At 64.6% G+C, this 22430-nt stretch carries 18 protein-coding genes; 4 read left to right on the top strand and 14 right to left on the bottom strand.

What is annotated here, in order from left to right; all coding sequences use genetic code 11:
* Positions 1 to 69: 69 nt before the first annotated feature.
* On the bottom strand, positions 70 to 1419 hold the full coding sequence (gene xylA / locus CGZ88_RS08160; protein ID WP_101671550.1) for a xylose isomerase: 1350 nt from the start codon (positions 1417 to 1419) through the stop codon (positions 70 to 72).
* A 329-nt stretch (positions 1420 to 1748) separates the two neighbouring features.
* On the bottom strand, positions 1749 to 2270 hold the full coding sequence (locus tag CGZ88_RS08155) for an NAD(P)H-dependent oxidoreductase (RefSeq protein ID WP_101671549.1): 522 nt from the start codon (positions 2268 to 2270) through the stop codon (positions 1749 to 1751).
* Positions 2271 to 2466: 196 nt separating this feature from the next.
* Here CGZ88_RS08155 and CGZ88_RS08150 point away from each other — a divergent pair, with 196 nt between their 5' ends.
* Complete coding sequence (locus tag CGZ88_RS08150; protein ID WP_026644562.1) at positions 2467 to 3777, top strand: O-acetylhomoserine aminocarboxypropyltransferase/cysteine synthase family protein; 1311 nt, start codon at positions 2467 to 2469, stop codon at positions 3775 to 3777.
* 104 nt (positions 3778 to 3881) lie between these two features.
* On the opposite strand, the gene CGZ88_RS08145 is transcribed toward CGZ88_RS08150, so the two are convergent.
* A complete protein-coding gene (locus tag CGZ88_RS08145; protein ID WP_026644563.1) occupies positions 3882 to 4658 on the bottom strand; it encodes a hypothetical protein in 777 nt (258 codons plus the stop codon).
* Positions 4659 to 5022: 364 nt separating this feature from the next.
* Positions 5023 to 5850, bottom strand: a complete 828-nt coding sequence (locus tag CGZ88_RS08140) for a hypothetical protein (protein ID WP_133120922.1) — start codon at positions 5848 to 5850, stop codon at positions 5023 to 5025.
* 364 nt (positions 5851 to 6214) lie between these two features.
* Here CGZ88_RS08140 and CGZ88_RS08135 point away from each other — a divergent pair, with 364 nt between their 5' ends.
* From CGZ88_RS08135 to CGZ88_RS08125, 3 genes are all read left to right on the top strand, one after another.
* The gene (locus CGZ88_RS08135) at positions 6215 to 6640 is read left to right on the top strand and encodes a peptide deformylase (RefSeq protein WP_026644565.1); all 426 of its coding nucleotides are present in this window, start codon (positions 6215 to 6217) and stop codon (positions 6638 to 6640) included.
* A 152-nt stretch (positions 6641 to 6792) separates the two neighbouring features.
* A complete protein-coding gene (gene ettA, locus CGZ88_RS08130; protein WP_101671547.1) occupies positions 6793 to 8469 on the top strand; it encodes an energy-dependent translational throttle protein EttA in 1677 nt (558 codons plus the stop codon).
* A 390-nt stretch (positions 8470 to 8859) separates the two neighbouring features.
* Complete coding sequence (locus tag CGZ88_RS08125; RefSeq protein ID WP_026644567.1) at positions 8860 to 9759, top strand: acyl-CoA thioesterase; 900 nt, start codon at positions 8860 to 8862, stop codon at positions 9757 to 9759.
* Between the two features lie 45 nt (positions 9760 to 9804).
* On the opposite strand, the gene CGZ88_RS08120 is transcribed toward CGZ88_RS08125, so the two are convergent.
* From CGZ88_RS08120 to CGZ88_RS08075, 10 genes are all read right to left on the bottom strand, one after another.
* Positions 9805 to 10389 carry a DUF3180 domain-containing protein gene (locus CGZ88_RS08120; RefSeq protein ID WP_101671546.1) on the bottom strand — a complete coding sequence of 195 codons (585 nt, stop codon included), beginning with the start codon at positions 10387 to 10389 and terminating at the stop codon, positions 9805 to 9807.
* Entirely contained in the window at positions 10386 to 11300 is a 915-nt protein-coding gene (locus CGZ88_RS08115; protein WP_101671545.1) for a 2-amino-4-hydroxy-6-hydroxymethyldihydropteridine diphosphokinase, read from the bottom strand. Before CGZ88_RS08115 ends, CGZ88_RS08120 begins: the two co-directional genes overlap by 4 nt.
* A 109-nt stretch (positions 11301 to 11409) precedes the next feature.
* Positions 11410 to 13497: an ATP-dependent zinc metalloprotease FtsH gene (ftsH, locus tag CGZ88_RS08110; protein WP_026644568.1), complete on the bottom strand. Its 2088-nt coding sequence runs from the start codon at positions 13495 to 13497 to the stop codon at positions 11410 to 11412.
* Positions 13494 to 14057 carry a hypoxanthine phosphoribosyltransferase gene (gene hpt, locus CGZ88_RS08105; RefSeq protein WP_026644569.1) on the bottom strand — a complete coding sequence of 188 codons (564 nt, stop codon included), beginning with the start codon at positions 14055 to 14057 and terminating at the stop codon, positions 13494 to 13496. Before hpt ends, ftsH begins: the two co-directional genes overlap by 4 nt.
* Positions 14032 to 15150 (bottom strand): tRNA lysidine(34) synthetase TilS, encoded by a 1119-nt coding sequence (tilS, locus tag CGZ88_RS08100; RefSeq protein WP_101671544.1) that lies wholly within the window; start codon positions 15148 to 15150, stop codon positions 14032 to 14034. The genes hpt and tilS overlap by 26 nt, the downstream gene beginning before the upstream one ends.
* Positions 15150 to 16670: a D-alanyl-D-alanine carboxypeptidase/D-alanyl-D-alanine-endopeptidase gene (locus tag CGZ88_RS08095; protein ID WP_101671616.1), complete on the bottom strand. Its 1521-nt coding sequence runs from the start codon at positions 16668 to 16670 to the stop codon at positions 15150 to 15152. The genes tilS and CGZ88_RS08095 overlap by 1 nt, the downstream gene beginning before the upstream one ends.
* A gap of 60 nt (positions 16671 to 16730) precedes the next feature.
* Entirely contained in the window at positions 16731 to 18434 is a 1704-nt protein-coding gene (locus CGZ88_RS08090; protein ID WP_051198330.1) for a hypothetical protein, read from the bottom strand.
* Positions 18431 to 19315, bottom strand: a complete 885-nt coding sequence (locus CGZ88_RS08085; protein ID WP_231371388.1) for an ABC transporter ATP-binding protein — start codon at positions 19313 to 19315, stop codon at positions 18431 to 18433. Before CGZ88_RS08085 ends, CGZ88_RS08090 begins: the two co-directional genes overlap by 4 nt.
* Before the next feature lie 96 nt (positions 19316 to 19411).
* Entirely contained in the window at positions 19412 to 20719 is a 1308-nt protein-coding gene (locus CGZ88_RS08080) for a glycosyltransferase family 2 protein (protein ID WP_051198332.1), read from the bottom strand.
* The gene (locus CGZ88_RS08075; protein WP_101671615.1) at positions 20719 to 22344 is read right to left on the bottom strand and encodes an AI-2E family transporter; all 1626 of its coding nucleotides are present in this window, start codon (positions 22342 to 22344) and stop codon (positions 20719 to 20721) included. Before CGZ88_RS08075 ends, CGZ88_RS08080 begins: the two co-directional genes overlap by 1 nt.
* Positions 22345 to 22430 lie beyond the last annotated feature (86 nt).

The following is a 22430-nucleotide window of genomic DNA, read 5'->3' as shown; positions in this document are numbered from 1 at the left end:
TGCCACGCACTGCAGAGGTTGGATGGACGGTCCGGCCGCCCATGCGGCAAGCGGCCGGACCGTGCGGCGTCAGGCGTTGGCCAGGGCGTCGATGATGTAGTTGTTGATGGTCGCCTTCACGTCCTCGAGGTGATCGGGGTGCGTGGATGCGATGATCTCGGACTGCGGCATGTCGATGGCGTAGTCATTGAGCGACTCGAGGGTGGCGGTGCCGTCGTCGATCGACTTGCCGATGCCCGAATCGTAGGAGCCGTAACGGTTGGCCACAAGGTTCTCGATGTACTTGTCCTGATGCATCTTGTCCGCCACGAGCAGGCCGGCGGCGAACGTGTCCATGCCGGCGATGTGCGCGCGGAACAGGTCTTCGGCGCTGAACGAGGTGCGGCGCGGCTTGGCGTCGAAGTTGAGGCCGCCGTGAGGGCCGATCTGACCTTCGTCGAGCACTTCCCACATGACGGAGGTGGTCTCGTACAGGTTGGTCGGGAACTCATCGAGGTCCCAGCCGAGCAGCATGTCGCCCTGGTTTGCGTCGAGCGAACCGAGCACGCCGTTGTCGCGGGCAACGCGGATCTCGTGCTGGTAGGTGTGGCCTGCGAGGTTGGCGTGGTTGCCTTCAAGGTTGAGCTTGAAGACGTCGATCAGGTCGTAGGCGCGCAGGAAGTTGCAGGCGGTGGCAGCATCGAAGTCGTACTGATGGGTCATCGGCTCCTTGGCCTTCGGCTCGATAAGGAACTGCGCGTCCATGCCGATCTCCTTGGCGTAGTCGGCGCACATGTGGAAGAACTTCGCCATATGCTCCTGCTCCCGCTTCATGTCGGTCACCCACAGGTTCTCGTAGCCTTCGCGGCCACCCCAGAACACGTAGTTCTCGGCGCCGAGGCGCTTGCCGATCTCGAGCGAGTGCTTGAGCTGGCCGGCCGCGTAGGCGTAGACGTCGGCGAACGGCGACGTCGAGGCGCCGGCGACGAAGCGCGGGTTCGTGAACAGCGACGAGGTGTTCCACAGCAGCTTGACGCCGGTGGACTTCATGTTCTCCTCGATCTTGTCGACGACGCGGTCGAGGTTCGCGTTCGTCTCGCGCAGCGAATCGCCCTCCGGGGCGATGTCACGGTCGTGGAAGCAGAAGTACTCGGCGCCGAGCTTCGTGAAGAACTCGAAGGCGTAGTCGACCTTCGCGAGCGCGTTGTCCATCGGATCGGCGTACTTGCCGTCCCACGGGCGCTGCGCAGTGCCGTTGCCGAAGGGGTCGGTCAGCGGCGCGTCGAAGGTGTGCCACCAGGCGACGCCGAAGCGCAGCCAGTCCTTCATCTTCTTGCCGGCGACGACTTTGTCGGCGTCATAGTACTGGAAGCCGAGTCCCTCCACCGGGCCGTTGCCGCGGCCGACGTACTCGATCTTGTCGATGTCCCACAGTCCCATCGTGACTCCTTTGTTCTGTGTTGCGCTGTGTTGCGCTTCCGCCATGCCGGCGGTCGCATCCGAACGACTATGTTCATTCGTCTTATTAAGTAAGCTACAACGATGTCCAACATTTGTCAAACCATCTAACTTTCATCGGCGCGTCCCAAGTGATGTCGCCGTTTTTGATGACTGCATGCCCGCGCATCCGCGTGCGGTCACTCAACCGAATACAGTCGTTCAACTGAACGCATCCACCCAGCCAAACTCAGCCACACGCAATCGTTCAGTCGTGCGCAGCCACCCAACCAAACGCCGTCGTCCAGCCGCGTGCGGCCGATCCCCCGAACTCAGTCGCGCAGCCGGCGCACGAATCGTTCGGCGGTGCGCGCGAGTTCGTCGTCGTCGATTGTCTTCGACGATCCGTGCACGACAAAAGGTTCCTCGTAACGAAGTCCGAGGTAGCGCGCGGTCGTGCGGTACGGCAGCAGCAACGCGTCCATCGTCGCGCCGTGCTTGCCGTCGGCCGTGTACATGTCCTCGGCGCCGCCGGTCGTCACGGCGAGCAGCATGCGCTTGCCGGCGATCGACGCGCCGTCGCCGTACGCCCAGCCGGGCGTGAACACGGCGTCCTCCCACAGCTTCATCAGCGCCGGCGCGCTGTACCAGTAGAACGGGAAGAGGAACGCGAGACGGTCGGCGGCGTCGCACACGCGGTGCTCCTCGTCGACGTCGATACGGAAATCGGGATACAGCGCGTACATGTCGCGCACGATCACGTCGTCACCCTCGTGCGCCGCACGCTGCGCGAGCGCGCGGTTCACCTTCGATTGCCGCAGCCGGTCGTGGAACACCATCAGCGCCGTCGTCATCGTCGCATCCTCCTTCACGCGCACACGCCGGCCGACATACACAGTCCGTTGCACATCACCGACGCACACAGTGTGGGACGCGCCGGCGGCATGCGTGGCCGTCGTGATTTAATACCGATGTCCAACCTACTCCGCCACGTCTACCCGCCGCACGGCGCGTGCGTGACGGGAAGCCAACCGCAGACGAGGAGCGTACATGGCAGACACAGCCACACCGATCAGCACCGAACACGAGGACACGATCTGCGTGCAGGGCGGCTACCAGCCGGGCAACGGCGAGTCGCGCACGCCGCCGATCATCCAGGCGACGACCTTCAAGTACACGTCGAGCGAGCAGATGAGCCGCCTATTCGACCTGTCCGAGTCCGGATATTTCTACACGCGTCTGCAGAACCCAACGAACGACACGGTCGCCGCGAAGATCTGCGCGATGGAGGGAGGCGCCGCGGCGATGCTCACGTCGTCCGGGCAGGCCGCGAACTTCTTCGCGCTGTTCAACATCTGCAATCAGGGCGACCACATCGTCGCGTCGAGCGCGATCTACGGCGGCACCTTCAACCTGATCAACGTGACGATGCGCAAGATGGGCATCGAATGCACGTTCGTGAGCCCCGACTGCTCCGCGGACGAGCTCGAGGCCGCGTTCCGCCCGAATACGAAGGCCGTCTTCGGCGAGTCGATCGCGAATCCGGCGCTCATCGTGCTCGATTTTGAGAAGTTCGCGAAGGCCGCGCACGCGCACGGCGTGCCGCTCATCGTCGACAACACGTTCCCGACGCCGATCAACTGCCAGCCGTTCCGCTACGGCGTCGACATCGTCACGCATGCGACGACGAAGTACATGGACGGCCACGGCTCGTGCGTCGGCGGCGCGATCGTCGACTCGGGCAACTTCGACTGGCTCGCGCACGCCGAGAAGTTCCCCGGAATGTGCACTCCGGACGATTCCTACCACGGCGTCGTCTACGCGAAGGACTTCGGCAAGGCCGCGTTCATCACGAAGTGCACCGCCCAGCTGATGCGTGACTTCGGCTCGACGCCGGCGCCGATCAACTCGTGGATCATGGGCATGCATCTCGAGTCGCTCGGCGTGCGCATGGAACGCCACTGCGCGAACGCGCTCAAGGTCGCCACGTTCCTCGAGAACGACCCGCGCATCTCGTGGGTGAGCTGCCCGGAGCTGCCCGGCGACAAATACCACGCGCTCGCCGAGAAGTACATGCCGAACGGCACGTGCGGCGTGATTTCGTTCGGCGTTCCCGGTGGCCGTGAAAAGGTGTCCGCGTTCCTTGACCATCTCAAGATGATCGCGATCGCGACGCATGTTGCCGACGCGCGCAGCTGCGTGCTCTACCCGGCCGGCACGACGCACCGTCAGCTCACCGAGGAGCAGCTCGACGAGGCCGGCGTCGGCATCGACCTTGTACGCCTGAGCTGCGGCATCGAGAACGCCGACGACATCATCGCCGATCTGCGACAGGCGCTCGACGCGGCGCTCGGCGACTGAGCGAAACGCAGCCCGGAGGGTTCTGGCCTCGGGATGGCAGCCAAAACGGCTGTTCGCCTGTCACCCCGAGGCCGACCCCTTGCGCTTGCCCACTGTGGCATCCCCTATCCGAATGGCTTCCATTCAGGCGGCTTGTATTCCTGAACATCCATGGCCTCATGATTGTTCGCCAGACACATGGCCGCGTCAACATCGCCGTAATCAAAACTGAAATGCCCGTGCGTCTCGGCAATAGTGGGAGCACGTCCCATACGGCGATCGTTCCAGTATTCGTCGAATCTGCGATTCTCCGCATCGTAGTCCTTCGCCGTATACGACGTCTTCACCAGATTGTTGCGATGCAGGCAATCCACCACCCCCTCCGATGGATTCCGATATAGGTTCGGGTTCGAATGCTGGCGTTGGTACACCTCGTTCACGTTCAGCATCTCCGCCATGCCGCATGCCATATCATCTTCACGCAGTTTTTCCTCCCGCGCCTCCTGCCCTTCAACAGATGCCATTGACCACCGTGCTTGATAAAACTCACCAATCTTCATAATCGGCGGCGCGGCATACCCTTTGTTGACAATGCATTGACGATAGCTCGCCCATGCCTGCTCGTAGTCGGCCCGGCTAACCCGCCCTCCGTTCTCCAACGCCCTCTTCAGAATAGTCACTTGACGATCCCCCATCGGCACCCCTTGCATCTGTCCATGACGAGTTTTCTGATCGAGATCGAGTACCATCTGCACATAGTCCTGCATGGACGAGGCAATGCGTTGACCCTCCACACCAGTATCTGAATCCGCTTCGTCGGAGCCACACCCCGCCAGTAGACCGCAGGCAAAACATGTCACCATGACAATTCCGCCGAATCGGACGAAAAACTCACGCATCATCTTTCGAGTCCTCGCATTCCAACTCAAGATATGGTGTGGTGTGAGACCGCATTCGGTGCAGTCTCACGCCACACCGCACATCGTTCATCATTGAGACGAATCAGAAGAGACGCAATCAACAGCCAGCTCCATGATACTTGTAGATGCCACCACTCTGCGACATCTACGAACTGAGACATCTACGAACACTATAGAAATCAGGAAAAACGATAGCCAAGCATTCTACCCATATCGTGTATGCGAGCTCAATCAACCTGACAAGAGAAGCTCGGTCGGGCGAATCTGCATCATTCAACACAAGACCAGTCACTGCCGGCATGCTGATCCGACACGGCATGGGACTGCGCCTAGTGCATGAGCGGTATCAGCTGAGCGGCTTCCACGTTTCGAGTTCATCGATAAGCAGGCTGGAGTCATTGGTGACCACACAGGTACGGGCCTGTGGGGCGTTGAAATCAAAGCTGAACGCTTCGCGTCGTTTGGTATAGGCCTCGCGTTCAGTCTTTGTATCAGAGACATCAGTGTCGAAAAAGCGCTCACTTTCGGCACGGTACTGGTTCACTGAATAGTCTTTAGGAACCAATGCGTGGCGGCGAAGGCAATCTACCAATGCGACATCGGAATTGCTGTATAGACTTGGATTTGCCACATTCAGGCGGTAGATATCATCCACTGAAAGCACGTAGCGAGCTTGACAACCATCGACGTCGCTGTTGAGTTTATCCTGCTGTGCCTCGCTCATGCCGCTGGTGTCAATCTTGATCTGGTGGATGTACACCCCGTTAATCAGGCGCATCGTCGGCGGGTTGTACCCCTTGGCAACCAAGCATTGGCGGTAGTTGTCCCATGCCGTCAGATAGTCGGCATGGGAGATCTTACCTTCGTTGGCGAGTGCACGCTCAAGCATCTGCCGCTGCGACTGATCCATATCTGCGTGATGTTCCAGCAGATTCTTGATACGCTCATCGACGCTTCCTGCCATTTGGAATGTGTCGCCGCCGTCGCTCCATTCACGGGAAGAGGAGACGGACGATCCGCAGGCTGTCAATCCTAAAGTCAGCATGGTGCACAACAGCGCACTGCAGCCTCTGCGAATGAAAGGCATTACGATCCACCTTAGAGGTATTTGCGGATTGCCGGCCGATTTGATGGACTGAGAGGCCAGAACTGTTGCGCCGCATGTCTTGCCCACATCGGTTCCTTTCCTCGTCCTTGGGCCATCTTGCACATCGGTGTGCAAGAATCGATGATGAAATATACTCATCATGATCACCAGTATTATGATGGACACGGCATTTCTCAACCGAATGTTCCCATTTTCGGGTATGTGCAATCAATGAACAATTATGGATTCGATGGTTTGTCCTCTACTCGGATGGTTGGTTCCGCGATTGAGATCATCGCGGAACCAACCATCTTCCGGATAAGGCCTAGTTGTTGGAAGGGGACGTCGCGTCGACTGAGCGAAACGCAGCCGCAGCAGACACAGCCGTATAGGCCGTATAGCGAGGCCCCGCGCACGGCAACCGCGCGGGGCCTCGCTATACTTACTGCCCATGCAACGAACGATCGTCACCTCCGTCCCCTTCCTATCCGAGCCGTCGGCGGCCGCCGACCCGAACGATCCGGGCGACGCCGCGATCGCGGCCGATCTCGTCGACACGCTCGCGGCGAACCGCGCGCGCTGCGTCGGCATGGCCGCGAATATGATCGGCAAGCACAAGCGCATCATCGTCTTCGTCGACGAGGATCTCGGCACGATCGGCGTCATGTTCAACCCGATCATCACTCAGGCCGACGGCGCCTACGACACCGCCGAAGGCTGTCTGAGCCTCGAGGGCGAACGGCGCACGCCGCGCTTCGAGCGCATCGAAGTCGACTACCTCACCCGCAAGGGGCGCCCGCGCCACGCCGCGTTCACCGGCTTTACCGCGCAGATCATCCAGCACGAGATCGACCACTGCGACGGCGTGCTCATCTGAACTCCCGACACGCGGGGACTGCTCCCGCGTGTGGGAATAGCGCCGATTGGACGGTTGTTGCCAACTAGTAGACCGCTTTTGGAATAATGGTCGTGCATTTTGTGACCGCTTCGATTCCACGAAGCAAGACGGACAACGGAACGGATTCAACCTTGGCTGAGTTTATTTACCAGATGATCAACGCCCGCAAGGCGTACGGCGACCGCGTGATCCTCGACAACGTCACGCTGAGCTTCCTGCCGGGCGCGAAGATCGGCGTCGTAGGCCCCAACGGCATGGGCAAGTCGACGCTGCTGAAAATCATGGCGGGCCTCGACACGGTCAGCAACGGCGAGGCGTCGCTCACGCCGGGCTTCACCGTCGGCATTCTGCAGCAGGAGCCGCCGCTCGACGAGGACAAGACCGTCGGCGAGAACATCAAGATGGCCTTCGGCGACATCGCGAACAAGGTCGCCCGCTTCAACGAAATCGGCGAGGAGATGGCGAACCCGGACGCCGACTTCGACGCGCTGATGGAGGAGATGGGCAAACTGCAGACCGAGATCGACGCGGCGAACGGCTGGGATCTCGACTCGCAGCTCGAGCAGGCGATGGACGCGCTGCAGTGCCCGGACCCGGACACGCCGGTGTCGGTGTGCTCGGGCGGCGAGCGCCGCCGCGTCGCGCTGTGCAAGCTGCTGCTCGAGGCGCCGGACCTGCTGCTGCTCGACGAACCGACGAACCACCTCGACGCCGAGTCGATCCTGTGGCTCGAAAAGTTCCTGCACCAGTATCTGGGCGCCGTCATCGCCGTCACCCACGACCGCTACTTCATGGACAACGTCGCCGAATGGATCTGCGAGGTCGACCGCGGCCAGCTCTACCCCTACAAGGGCAACTACTCCACCTATCTGGAGACGAAGGCCAAGCGTATGGAGATCCAGGGCGCCAAGGACGCCAAGCTCGCCAAGCGCCTGAAGAACGAGCTCGAATGGGTGCGTTCCTCGCCGAAGGCCCGTCAGGCGAAGAACAAGGCGCGTCTTGAGCGCTATGACCAGATGGAGCAGGAGGCGCGCAACTCGAAGAAGCTCGACTTCTCCGAGATCCAGATCCCGCCGGGACCGCGTCTGGGTTCGACGGTGCTCGAGGCCGAGCACATCCACAAGGCCTTCGGCGACCGCGTGCTCATCGATGACCTGAGCTTCACGCTGCCGCGCAACGGCATCGTCGGCGTCATCGGCCCCAACGGCGTCGGCAAGTCGACGCTGTTCAAGACAATCGTCGGCCTCGAACCGCTCTCCGGCGGCGATCTCAAGATCGGCGACACCGTCAAGATCAGCTACGTCGACCAGAACCGCGCCGGACTCGACCCGAACAAGAACCTATGGGAGGCGGTCTCCGACGGCAACGACTTCATCGAGGTCGGCGGCGTCGAAGTGCCAACGCGCGCCTACGTCGCGAGCTTCGGCTTCAAGGGATCCGACCAGCAGAAGCTGACCGGTGTGCTCTCCGGCGGCGAGCGCAACCGCCTCAATCTGGCGCTCACGCTCAAGCAGGGCGGCAACCTGCTGTTGCTCGACGAGCCGACGAACGATCTAGACGTCGAGACGCTCGAAAGCCTCGAGAACGCGCTCATCGAGTTCCCGGGCTGCGCCGTCGTGATCTCGCACGACCGCTGGTTCCTCGACCGCATCGCCACGCACATCCTCGCGTGGGAGGGCGACGACGAGAACCCGGCGCGCTGGTACTGGTTCGAAGGCAACTTCCAGTCGTACCAGGAGAACAAGATCGCGCGTCTGGGCGAGGAGGCGGCACGTCCGCACCGTCTGCACCGCAAGCTCACCCGCTGAGCCAGCCGATTGGCGCCGAAGGGCCCGGTTGTGAACACCGCCGCCGCACAACGCGGCGTCCACGTTCGCAGCCGGGCCCCTATGCAATCATGAGCGGCGCAAAGCGCACCCATGACGTTCGCAACGAGCCCTGTCAGCGACCGTAGATGGTGCAAAGCGCACCTGTAACGTTCGCGACGAGCCCCGGCAGCGAACGCGGGAAGTGCGGAACGCACCCATGACGTTCGCGTGAACATCAGCTCCCCCGGCTATGCCGTCGGCTGCAATCATCAGGGCGTGTCCGTTTCTTAACACGCCGCTGATAGATTGCAGACAGTCAACGCACCCGCCCCCTACCGGGCACCACCCGACGGCGTGGGGAACGCCGCCCCCGAACAGAAAGGACGCCTCATGACGTCGGACACCACTCCCCTGAAGCATCTGATTGATGTGCTGAGCCTCGGCGAACCTTCCGTCTACCGCGATCACACCTACATCAGCGGCGAAAGCATGTACTTCCCAACCGGCCGCGTCTACGGCGGCCAGGTCATCGCCCAGTCGCTCATCGCCGCTTCGAAGACGGTGCCGGAAGGGCGCGAGCCGCATTCGATCCATGGCTATTTCATCGCCCCCGGCGACATCCACGAGGATCTGCTCTTCGACGTCGAGAATCTGCGCGACGGCCATTCGTTCTCGGCGCGCCGCGTCAACGTCACGCAGTCGCAGGGCGCGATCCTCACGGCAATCGCGAGCTTCCAGAAGAGCGGGCAGTCCGGCTTCGAGTACGCCGACCCCGCGCCGGCCGACGTCCCCGCGCCGGAGACGCTCAAAAGTTCGAAGGAGCTGATGGCTCCATACGCCGATCAGTCGGATTTCGCGAAGTACTACGCACAGACCTCCCCCTTCGACATCCGCTACGTGTCCCAGCCGATCCTGCTCGGCCCGGACAAGGCGAGCGCGGATGCTGACTGCGGCCGTCAGCTTGTGTGGATGCGCGCCGACGGCGAATGCGACGTGTCCCAGACGATGCACCGCGCAATCCTCGCACTCGGCTGCGATCAGGTCATGCTCGAGCCTATTCTGCGTCGCGCAGGCCTGACGGTGATGACGCCGGGCATCTCCTTCGCGTCAATCGATCATTCGATGTGGTGGTACCGCGACATCGACGTCACCGACTGGCATCTGTATGTGCAGGACACGCCCACCGCCGGCCATGGCCGCGGCCTGTCGATGGCGAAGGTCTACCGCCGCGACGGCACGCTCGTCGCCGCGATCGTGCAGGAGGCGATGGTGCGCGTGCCGCAGGAGTGATGATCACACGTCCATCCGCGCGACCACCGTCTGCCGAAGCCGCCGTCACCTGCCGGGTACGGCAGCTTCGTCATTGTCTCCGTCCTGACCGTCGGCCTTCCATGCGACGCCGCGGTCGCGACGCCCGTTGCGCAACCGTTTGCGTTCGATCTTCGGATGTTCGGGACCCTCCGACGGCGGCAGCTGGCAGAAGCCTTCGCCGATGATGCCGCAGACCATATCGATCAGGCTCGCCGCGCATGCGACGACGCATTCGATTGCGATGCGCCGATAGTACGGCGCCTGCAGATGCCCGAGGACCATCAGCAGCTCGCCGCCGTACCAGCCGAGCAGCACAGCGCCGGCGAGTGCGAGCGCCTTCGACAGGATCAGCGTATCGACGGCGCGCTCGGGCGTGATCGTCTTGAGCTGCACACGTTTGCGCGGCTCGGTCGTCGTGTATCGATGCACCTGCCATGCGGCGACGAGCACGCCGATGCCGAAGACGGCGAGCACCGCCGAGACGAACCACGGCAACCCGAGCAGCGAGACGTGGTGGCGTTCCTCGAGCATGGCCGTCGCGGCGCCGCCGCCGACGCCGAGCACGACCGCGAGCAGATACACCCACCAACGTATGCGATGCGCCCTCATTGCGCGCCTCCGATGATCCAACGGTCCGATTCGAGCCCCGCGAACGGCGTGTCGGGCGCGTTTGCAAGCAGATACGCGAGCGGATCGCCACGGAAGGTCGCGTTCGGATCCATGTCCATCCACGGCGCGAGGATCGCGGCGCGGTTGCCCGCTCCCCCGTCGTCGATGCGTGCGCGGCCGTCGGCGTCATCAATATCGACGATATGCAGTTCGACGTTGCCGTCGTGTGCGCGCGCGGCGGCGTTGAGGAACGCCGTGAGCGCTGCCGCGCCCATTGTCGTGTCGAGCGCGGCGACGGCGGTGCGTGTCTCGCCGCCGTCGGCCGTCATCGCGTGGTAAAGCGGCGAGATGCCCACGATGTGCGTGCCCGGCGCACCGTCGAGCGTGACGATGACGTCGCGGAACAGCTCAGCCGCCTGCGGCGACGCGCTTTCCATCGAGACGACTGCGCGGTGCGACGTCATGTCGGCGTGCATGTCCCCCGTATCCTCTGCCGGCTCAGCGGACGTCGGCACAGCGGTTGTCGTCTCGCCGGACGTCGCGACCCAGTGCACACCCAGACACGCCGGCTCCGGCATCGGCTGTGCCATCTGTGTCACCGATTCCACCGATTCCACCGATTCCACCGACGTCGTCGGCGACAACGTCAGCGTCACCGTCGCCATCGCGGCGCCCGTCTCGCGGCGCGACGCCTCGGCGACGGCGTCGGCGATCATTGCGCCGGTCTCGCCCGCATGCGCCGCCGCCGTGCTCCGAGCAATCTCGATGAGCGTCGTCGCCGACGCGCGTGAGACGAGACCGCCGTCGAGTTCGACGTCGATGTCGAGCCGCGCCGCGCCGGCGAAGGGGTCGTCGACGACGTCGACGGCGCCCACCGTCACTCCCCTGCAGACAAGCATGTGCGTTGCCATGTCCGTGTCCTTCCTGCTTGCCGGTTTTACGACATGTCCGGCCGTCCAATAGGACAGGCCCGGGCTTTGCGGCGCCGGGCCTGTTGAATGACCGACTCGTCGGATCCCGTCAGAACTGCTGCTGCGGGATGCCCGCCGATTCCTTGAGCGACTCGGGAATCGGCACCGGCGGCACATCCGAATCGGGACGGTTCGGGCTGCTGAGCCACACCGGACGTTCCGGCGCCATCTTGATGTCGGCGAAGACCTCCTTGAGCTCCTTCTCGTTGAGCGTCTGCTTGACGAGCAGGCGACGCACGAGTTCGTCGAGGATCTCGCGGTTGTCGGTGAGGATCTGCCACGCCTCCTGATGCGCGGTCTCGATGAGGTCGAGCACCTGCTCGTCGATCATCTCGGCCGTCGCGTTCGAATAGTTGCGCGGACGCAGGCCGTCAAGGCCCTGATCGTCGTCAGAGTCAATCCACTTGACGGCACCGAGCTGCGAGGACAGGCCGTATTCGCCGACCATGTGGCGGGCGATGCTCGTCGCCTTCTCGATGTCGTTCGACGCGCCGGTCGTCGGATCGTGGAAGACGATCTCCTCGGCGGTGCGGCCGCCCATCGCGTAGGCCATCTGGTCGAGCAGCTCGTTGCGCGACTGCGAATAGCGGTCCTCGGTCGGCATGACGGCCGTATAGCCGAGTGCGCGGCCTCGCGGCAGGATCGTGACCTTGGTGACCGGATCGGTGTTGTGCAGCGCGGCGGCGACGAGCGCATGGCCGCCCTCATGGTAGGCGGTGTTGCGCAGCTCGTCGAGCGCCATGCCGCGCGTGCGGCGGCGCGGGCCGCTCATCACGCGGTCGATTGCCTCGTCGATCGCACGGTTGTCGATCAGCTGGGCGCCGACGCGCGCACACAGCAGCGCGGCCTCGTTGAGCACGTTCGCCAGATCGGCGCCGGTGAAGCCCGGCGTGCGCACGGCGATCGCATGCAGGTCGATATCCGGCACGAAGGGCTTGCCCTTCGCATGCACCTTGAGGATCTCCTCGCGGCCCTCGAGATCCGGCGCCTCGACGGCCACCTGACGGTCGAATCGGCCCGGGCGCAGCAGCGCCGGGTCGAGCACGTCCGGGCGGTTCGTTGCGGCGATGATGATCAGATTCGTGTCGTTGTCGAAGCCGTCCATCTCGACGAGCAGCTGGTTGAGCGTCTGCTCTCGCTCGTCGTGTCCGCCGCCCATGCCGGAGCCGCGCTTGCGGCCGACGGCGTCGATCTCGTCGATGAAGATGATCGCCGGGGCGTTCTTCTTCGCCTCGTCGAACAGGTCGCGCACGCGCGAGGCGCCGAGACCGACGAACATCTCGACGAAGTCGGAACCGGCCATCGAATAGAACGGGACGCCCGCCTCGCCTGCGATCGCGCGCGCCAACAGCGTCTTGCCGGTGCCCGGAGGGCCGTAGAGCAGCACGCCGCGCGGGATGCGCGCGCCGAGCGCCTTGTACTTCGCCGGATCCTTGAGGAAGTCCTTGATCTCCTCGACCTCCTGGACGGCGGCCTCCTCGCCGGCCACGTCCGAGAACTTCGTCTTCGGGATCTGGCCGTCGGCGAGCTTGCCGGCGTTCTTCTTGCCGCCCATGCCGAGCATGCCGCTCGTGCTGCTCATGCGGCTCATCAGGAACCAGCCGAAGCCGAGGATGATCAGGATCGGCAGCATCGACGTGAGCATGTAGGTCAGCGCGCCCTGCGTCTTGATCGTCGCCGTCCAGCCGTTCGCCGGCTTGGCGTCCTCGACGGCCTTGACGATGTCGGCGTCCTGCGCGCTCGCGAAGTAGAACTGCACGTCGGTGCCGTAGTTGCGGTCGTTGCCCGAATCCGGATCCTTGCCCGAATAGGCGTCCTTGAGCTTGAGCTCGACGAGGTTCTGGTTGTCGACGATCGTCGCGTTCGTGATGTTCGACGCGTTGCTCTTGAGGATCGACAGGCCCTGCTCGGTCGTGATCGTCTTCGCGCCGCCGTTCATCGAGAAGAAGACAATGACGAGCGCGATCAGCGCGACAATCGTGCCCCAGAACCACGGCGAGCGCCATGCGCTCCTCCTGCCGTTCTGGTTGCCGTCGCCCGGGCCGTTCGGATCGGACGGGTTGAACGGGTTCGGGCGGTTGCCCGGCGACCCGTTGCGGTTGCCGCGTGGCTGCTGCGGCCCCTGCGGGATGCTCATGCCTGCTCTCCTTCGTATACTTCCGGCTTCAACACCGCGATCGAATCGAGGTTCCTGTAGCGCTCGTCATAGTCGAGTCCGAAGCCGACGACGAACTCGTCCGGGATCACGAATCCCTTGTATTTCACATCCAACTGCACCTGATGGCGTGCCGGTTTCTCCAGCAGCGCGAAAATCTCGACCGAGGCGGCTCCCCTGCGTTCGAGTTCGGCGACGAGCCATTTGAGCGTGACCCCCGAATCGATGATATCCTCGACGATGAGCACGTCGCGTCCGCGCACGTCGGTCGACAGGTCCTGACGCACGGTGACGACGCCGCTGCTCACAGTGCCCGATCCGTAGCTCGACAGGCTCATGTAGTCCGTCTCGAGCGGGATCGACATCGCCTGCGAGAACGCGACCATCGTCGTCGCCGCGCCTTTGAGCACGCACACGAGCAGCGGCGTGCGCCCGCGGTAGTCCTCGCTCGCCTGTGCGGCCACTTCATTGATCTTCCCCATGATCTGCGCATGGCTCAGCAGCTCATGATCGATTTCATGCTCTATGTCGACGATTTGCATGCGTTACATCTTGGCACACCTCAATGACGTGTTTCTGACGATTAGCTGTGCGTTTTCTGGGAAGTCGCACGGCCTGTTGCCCGTGCCAATGCGAGACGAGGGCCTCGACGGCGTCGACATGGCGTCTGCCGCTGCCCGGCGCGCAGATCGCGAGCGCGCGCGCGACGACGCGGAAGCGCAGCGCCGCGTCCTGCCCGGCGAGCGCGCGGGCGTCGATGAACGCGCGCCTGCCGCCCTCCTCATCGTCCTCGATCCGTACGGTGCGCGCGAAGACGTCGTCGGTCAATCGTTCGAGCAGTTCGACATCGCGTCGTGCGAGCGTGGCGCCGTCGGCGAGCATCGTCGTCATATCGCGGCCGGCGAAGGCGCTCAGGCGCGGCAGCAGCGTGTGCCGCACGCGTGAACGCAGCGGGAAGCATTGAGGCAGCGGCTCGTCGGCGGGCACGCCGTCGCCGTTCGTCGGATCGTCCCACCACTTGAGCGCGAGGTCCTCGCAGATGCGCGTCGTGTCGGCGCGCGCGACGCCGAGCAGCGGCCGCGCGAAGCATACGCCGTCAATGGACTGTGTGGCCGGCATGCCGGCGATGGCGTCGAGGCCTGCCGAACGGATGAGGTCGATGAGCACCGTCTCGGCCTGATCGTCCTTCGTGTGCGCGAGCAGGACGACGACGGCGCCGAGCGTGCGCGCCTCGTCGACGAGCGCCGCGTAGCGCGCGTCACGTGCGGCCGCCTCGGCGCCGTCGCCGTGTTCGTCGGAAACGTGCACGTCGCGCACGACGACCGGGTCGAGCCCGAGCGCCGTGCATTGTTCGGCGGCGAGCGCGGCGACGTCGGCGGAACCGGTCTGCATATGGTGGTCGACGATGACGGCGCCGGCGCGCACGCCCCACGCGGCGCACACCGTCGCAGCCACGGCGGCGAGCGCGAGCGAATCGCGGCCGCCCGAGCAGGCGACGAGGATGAGCGGCGCGTCGGCGTCCGGTTTGTGTTCGCCGTGGCGGGCGAAGCGCGCATCCTGCATCGTGACGCCCTGTGCGGCGAGCACGGCGCGTACGGCGCCGATCGCCTGTTTCATCGCGGCCGAATACACCATCACAACTCCGTGAGCGTGGCGACGAACTCGTCGATCGCGTCGCGCGCGACGGCCATGTCGGACGGATTGTTGACGATGACCGAGAACACGGCGACGCCGCCGTCCTTGCGCGAGACGTTGCCGGTCATCGACGTGACGGTGCCGAGACTGCCGGTCTTGACGCGCATCAGGCCTGCCGCGGCGTCGTCGGCGAGGCGGCTCGCGGCGGTGCCGACGAGGCCGGGCACGGACAGTCCTTCGGCGGCCGCCGGCGCGACGCCGACCTCGATGTTGCGCAGCTGCACGTCGGCGAGCGTCGTCACCGTCAGCCGTGAACCCGGAGACAGTCCCGAACAGTCGGCCATGACGAGGCCGTCGAGCGGCACGCCGAGCGCCTCGAGCCGCGTGCGCACGGCCTTGACTGCCGCTTCGGGCGAGTTGCCGGTCTTCATATGCAGCGCGAGCAGCCGACCGAACTGTTCGGCGAGCGTGTTGTCGGAATGCTGGAGCATGAAGCGCATAACGGCGCTCAGCGTCGCCGATTCGACCGACGCGAGCGGTGTGCGTCCCTCGGGCGTGCGCATCTGCTGCAGCGCGTCCGCGTTCGTCACGTCGATGCCGTGTTCGGTAAGGCGCGTGGCGAAGATGGCGGCCGCGTCGGCCGCCGTCGTCTGCGACAGCGGCGGATAGTCGGAGAATCGATCGAGGTCGGCGCCCGCGTCGGCGCGCTGGCGGCCGCCGTCGACGGCCATCGACGAGACGGGCGTGTAGTACAGATGGTCGCCGTTGTTCTCGGCGATGCGTTTGGGTGAGCGTTCATCGCCGAACATCGTGTCGTCCCACGCGAGGCGCACCTTCGTGACGCCGCGTTTGCCCAGCGCGGACGCCGTGCGCTCGGCGAGTGTGCCGAGTCCCGCGCGGCCGTTGACGTGACGCGGGTCGCTTGCGCCGGCACCGAGCAGCATGTCGCCGCTGCCCTGCAGGATCAGCGTGTCCGCGCCGTCCTGTTCGTGCACGAGATGGGTGGAAGTCGTGAACGTCGAGCCCATGTCGAGCGTCGATGCCGCCGCGAGCGCCGTCAGCGTCTTCATCGTCGACGCCGGCTCGCGCGCCGTGTCCTGCGCGCTCGCGGCCGCCGTCGTGCCGTCCGGCTGCAATACGAGCACTGAGACTTCGTTGCCGACGCCTTTCGTGTGGATGAGCGTGTCGATTGCCGCGGCCGCCTTGTTCTTGTCGATGGTGCGCGTCAGGTCGGCGTCGGCGACGAGCGTCGCCCCGACGCGCGCCGAACGCAGCGCCGCCGGCGGACAGTCGACGACCGACGAGAACGTCAGTGCGCCGGGAATGACGCCGAGCCCGTCGGCGAACACGTAACCGACGGCGAGCGCGACCGAGGCGAGCGCGGCGACGACGACGAGGACGACGCGGCGCGCGCGCAGATGACGCCATCGGCGCGCCTGTTCGGCTGTTTGATCGGCGCTCTGTTCAACCGTCGGCGTGCCGTCGTCCTGCGTCGCGTCGCCGTCCGTGTGCGGATTCATCGTCCCGTCGCGCACCGCGTGCCTCCCCTCGCCGGCCGCGGCCTGTCGGGGCCGCGAAGATCACTGCTGGAGCGCCGCGAAACCGTCCAAGGTGTCAAGGACCTTGAGCTTGCGGCGCTCCAACAGCTTAGCGCCCAGCCATGTACCAAGCCACAGGACCCCTACGCCGTTGGCGAGCGCGATGGGGATGAGGACCGGATACCACTGGTCGAACACGCCGCCGAAGCCGATGCCGGCGATGACGGCGATCGTCGGGATCATGACGGCCACGAAGAGCAGCATCTGCAGCAGCGGGATGAACATCTGCGCCGCGCCGCGGCCCTGCGGCGTGCTGAACGGCTTCTCGAGCGACGGCGTCGGATACATGAAGACCGGGTTCATCGCCTCGGCCACGCCGATCGTCGCGAGCGTCCACGACCATCCGCACACGCCGATCGTCAGTCCCTGCAGCCAGCCAACGGGCGTGCGCCAGAAGCCGGAGCAGACCATCGAGATGATGAAGAGCACGACGATGCTCACCGTCGCGACGAGCACATACGCGCGTGCACGGCCGCGCCGGTCATCAATCGCGCGCACGCCGCAGATGACCTCCATCGCGAAGCCGCGGCCGTCGTAGCCCAGGCCGTTCGCCTCGGCGATCGCGAACATCATGCAGCTGACGACCATGCCGGTCCACACGTACCAGTCGCCGATCTGACGTCCCATGAACGCGAAGATGAAGACGATGAGCAGCGGCATGATGAACATGACCGACTGGCGCGGGTCGCGCCGCAGCATGCACAGCAGGCGCGCGGTCACGGCGCCGGACGGCGAATCGGGCATCCGTGTGAACATGCCGAGGCCCTTCTCCGCCTTGCCTCCGGAGACGGCGGCGTTGTGCGTGCGCGCGTAGCGCAGGCACCACATCGTCAGCCACCAGCACACGGCGCAGGTGGCGACGACGATGAGCAGGTGGGCGGCGAAGACGCCCCATGCGCCGTCGGCGGCGTCGAAGGGCAGCATGAACGGCGCGCCGAGCGGCGTCCAGCCGATCACCGTGGACGCGCGCACCAAATGACGCACGTCGATCGCCGCGCCCGCCGTGTCGAGGGAGGCCATCGTCATGCTCGGCGCTTCGGCAAGCAGGATGACGATGACCATCAGGACGATGTAGAAGATGTTCTTGCCGGCCTGCGAACGCACGAGGACGCCGAAGAGCGAGAGCAGCGCCTTCGAGCACAGCATCGCCGTGACGATGACGGCGAAGGCGGCGACGACGGCGGTCAGGACGGACGCGGCGCCGAAATGGGCATACGCGGGCGTGAACGCGAGCAGACACAGCAGGAAGGTGATGCCGGTCGGTCCGGCAACGCCGGCGACGACGAGGCCTGTCGTCAATCTGCGGTCCGTGATGCCGTAGATCGCGAAGTTGTCCGGCGTCATCGTCGAGTTCTCGCCGACGATCATCAGCTGGATGATGACGGCGAGCAGGATCGCGAAGGCGCCGGCGATCGGCATCGCGATGCGCAGCACGACGCCGACGAGCGGGTCGGACTGCGCGCCGAGCGCGATGCCGCCGATGAGCGCGCCGACGATGCAGCTAGCGGCGACGATCAATGTGACGACGAAGGCGACGAGCTGCCATGCGGAGCGTTTCAACGTCGCGAAGGTGATCGTCCAGCGCAGCCGCACGAAGGTGCCGACCGACGGCTGCGTCATCGGCGCGGGCGCCGGCTGCATCGACATCGATGATGCGGACGTCGTTTCCGTCGTCGCGCCGCTCATCGCGCGCCACCTTCGTTGACAACGTTTGTAGCGGCGACGGTCGCGGCGGCCTCGGCATCGGTGACGCCGCTTTCGCCGTTCTCGCCGCCGTCGAGCCATGCGATATGCGCGGCACCGTGGCGGCCGCCGACGAGCTGCAGGAAGCGCTCCTCGAGGTCCTCGCCGGCCGCGACGGCGTCGACGGTGCCGGCGGCGACGACGCGTCCGCGATTGATGACGGCGACGTGCGTGCACATGCGTTCGACGAGCGCCATGACATGCGACGAGATGATGACGGTGCCACCGGTCGCGACGTATTCGAGCAGGATGTCCTTGATGTTCGCGCTCGAAATCGGGTCGACGGCCTCGAAGGGCTCGTCGAGCACGAGGATACGCGGACTGTGGATCATCGCCGTCGCCAGACAGATCTTCTTCGTCATGCCGGCCGAATAGTCGCGCACCATGACGTTCGCCGAGTCGATCAGATCGAAGGCGGCGAGCAGGTCGGCGCCGCGGCGCGACGCTTCGGCGCGGCCCATGCCGCGCAGCATGCCGGCGTAGACGAGCAGCTGCATGCCGGTGAGCGTCGTGAAGATCTGGTCGGGCTGCGGCATCAGGCCGATGAGCCGCTTGGCGCGCGCCGTGTCCGCCCACACGTCGTGGCCGAGGATCGTCGCCGTGCCGGAGTCCGGCACGAGCATGCCGGTGAACATGTTGATCGTCGTCGTCTTGCCGGCGCCGTTGGGGCCGACGAGGCCGTAGAACGAGCCGACCGGGATGTCGAGCGACAAGCCGTCAACGGCCACCTTGTCGTCGAAGCGTTTGAACAGGCCACGCATCGAGACGGCCATATGCGGATCGGTGGCGAACAGTCGCGGATCAGGCGCGTTGGGCGCCGGCATCGGGGAAGCTACACTCATGCCTGCCACACTATTGCACACGTCGTCATGGCCGAAAAGCCGTCTCAGCCCGTGGACGGCGGCCGCACGATCGGTCCGCTACGACGCCTGTTGGACGGCGCTGTGCTCGGCGGTCTCCCTGTCCGCCGCCTCCTCCTGCTCGAGCTCCTCGTTGTCCGGCGTGCCGCCCTTGTGCTCGATCGGCTTCCACTGCGCCTTCGAGAAGACGGCCTGGAACGAGATCGGCACATAGCTGAGCATGTAGATCGGGAAGCTGAGCACATAGGCGAACAGCTCCTTGTTCGTCGCGCCGATCCTGCGGCGTTCAACGACGATCGTCAGCGCGGCGAGCGCCATCATGAACAGCAGCGACCAGACGATGCCGTTCATCCAGTTGAACAGCGAACCAAGCTGGCTCGGCCACGAGACGAAGCCGAAGGCGGCGTAAATCGCGCCAAGCGCGATGCGGATCATCGCAAGCAGCATGAACGGGCACAGCAGCAGCGTGAAATCGATGCACGAGAAATCGCGCTCGCGGATCGCGCGGCGGATGAGCGCCGGCCCGTAGTAGCGGAAGACCTGCAGGAAGCCCTTGCTCCAGCGCAGACGCTGACGCCAGCTCTGCGCGAAGGTGATCGGCTGCTCGTCGTAGAGGATCGCCGAACCCACGTAGCCGATGCGGTCGCCATGCAGCACCGAATCCATCGTGAACTCGAGGTCCTCGGTGAGCAGATGGAACTTCCATCCCTTGTTGCGGCGCATGACGCCCTGCGAGAACATGAAGCCGGTGCCGCCGACGTGGCAGCTGTTGCCGAGCCACATGCGCGAGGCGCTGACGAATCTCGACTCGCGGATGAACCACAGCGCCGAACCCGACGAGACCCAGTTGTCGGAGAGGTTGACCGAGTTGCGGTAGCTCGTCAGGATGCGGAAGCCGGACTGGAAGCCCTTGTTCATCTCCTCGAAGTAGTGCTCGTCGAGGCGGTTGTCGGCGTCGAAGACGAAGAATGCGTCGTAGCGGTCGGCGGTATGCTCGTCGATCATCGTGTCGAGCAGGTAGGTCAGCGCGTAGCCTTTGCCGATCTTGCTCTGGTCGAAGCGTTCAACGACGTTGCAGCCAAGGTCGCGCGCGATCTGCGCCGTGTCGTCGGTGCAGTTGTCGGCGACGAGCCAGATGTCGAGGAGCGACGACGGATACGTCTGCGTCTGGATGTCGCGGATGAGGTTGCCGATGACGGCGCGCTCGTTGCGCGCGGAGACGAGGACGGCATAGCGCTTGTCCATCGGCGCGTCCGGGAACGTGATCGGCTTGGCGAACAGCGAGATCAGGATGCACACACCCTGATAGATCATGCCGACGCCGCCGACGACGACGAGCAGGATGTCCAGAACGTTGAGCAGCACCATCAGCGCCAATGACTCCTTGGGTTGTCCGGGCCCTTGGACTCGGAACGTCTCTTCTTGTTGTTGTCTTGCTTGCCGCCTTCTGATTCTACCGGCCGCGGCGTTGGGGCGGTGTCGGCTGCGGGCGAAGCGCCGGCGTCCTCGCCGGTTGCGCCGTCCGCGGACTTCGTCGCAGACGCCGTCGCAGTGTCCGTGTGGGGTTCGTCGAGTCCCTTGAGTCCGCGGTGGTGGTCGGAGTCGAGGATGCGCTTGGGGATCGCGACGGTCGGCGAGTCGGCGGTGACATGCGCGGCGGAGTCGCCGTAGGCGGCCTCGCGCAGCTGCGCGATCGCGTCGTCGTCGAAGGAGACGTGCGCCGACGATCCCTTCGCCTGACGCGGCCCCGGCATATGCTCGCCCATCGGCTTGAACACGTGCTCGTTGATCGCATCGGCCGCCTCGACCATCTTCGATTTCTTCTTCGTCGTCGGATCGTTCATCAGCGGCACGTCGACGAGTGGATACTGCTTCATCGAGACCTTGAGCAGCACCTGGATGCTCGCCGTGATCGGCAGCGCGAGGAACGCGCCGAGCGCGCCGAAGATCGAGCCGAAGAACAGCACCGACAGGAACGCGATGCACGGGTTGAGATCCATCGTGCGTTCCGAGATCTTCGGCGACAGCAGCAGGTTCTCGATCTGCTGGTAGATCGTGATGAACACGACGACGCCGATCGCGTAGCCGATGCCGCGCTCGCCCCACGCGAACATCACCGGCAGCGCGCCGCCCAGGTAGGTGCCGATCGTCGGGATGAACTGGGAGACGATGCCGCAGAACAGCGCGAGCGGCAGCCAGTACGGCACCTTGATGATGACTAGGAACACCGACATGCACGCAGCGTTGATCGCGGCGAGGATCGAACGCGAGAACAGGAATCCGGAGATCTGCTCCTGCACGACGGTCCACGTCATCAGGAAACGGCGCTGCGAGCTGGGCGCGATCCACTTGCACAGGCTGCGGCGCAGACGGGGACCTGCGATCGCGATGTAGAAGGCGACCATGAGCGCCGTGATGAAGTTGAGCAGGTTCGTGAAGACGCCGAGCGTCGTGCTGAAGGCCTGTCCCGCGAAATCCGTGACCCAGTTGCCATGGATGTTCTTGATGATCTCGCCGCCGAGGTCGTTCATCTCGGGGATCTTGAAATCGGTCTTCTCGCTAATGAACGCGGCGAGCTGGTTGTACAGGTCGGGGAATCCCTTGACCATCGAGATCATCTGCTGGACGAACATGTTGCCGAACAGCGCGAGCAGCGTGATGACGATGACGATGAGGCCGACGAGGCACGTCACGGCCGCGACGCCGCGACGCCAGCCATGCCTGATGAGGCGCAGGATGAGCGGCTCGACGGCGAGCGCGAGGAACAGCGCGATGACGATGTCGAAGACGATGTAGGTGATCTTGAACCACGACGAATACGCGAACCAGGCGATGAAGACGGCGATCGCCGTGTACAGCAGCGCACGCCCGTACCATTCGGGAGGACGCCTCGGGTCGCCCTTCGCCGGGAACAGCGACGCGACGTCGATCTTGCGCTTGCGCCCCTCCCCCTCGGTTCGGCCCGTGCTCTTCGCGCCGGCCTCACCGGCCATCGTCTGTGGATCTTCGGTCTGTGGCTCGCTCATGCCCATCATTAAAGCACAGGCGCGGGGCGAAATCCCCACGCCCGCCACTGTGC

Source organism: Bifidobacterium anseris (genome assembly GCF_002860345.1).
Classification (GTDB): Bacteria; Actinomycetota; Actinomycetes; order Actinomycetales; family Bifidobacteriaceae; genus Bifidobacterium; species Bifidobacterium anseris.
This window is presented reverse-complemented; position numbering and strand designations above follow the sequence as displayed.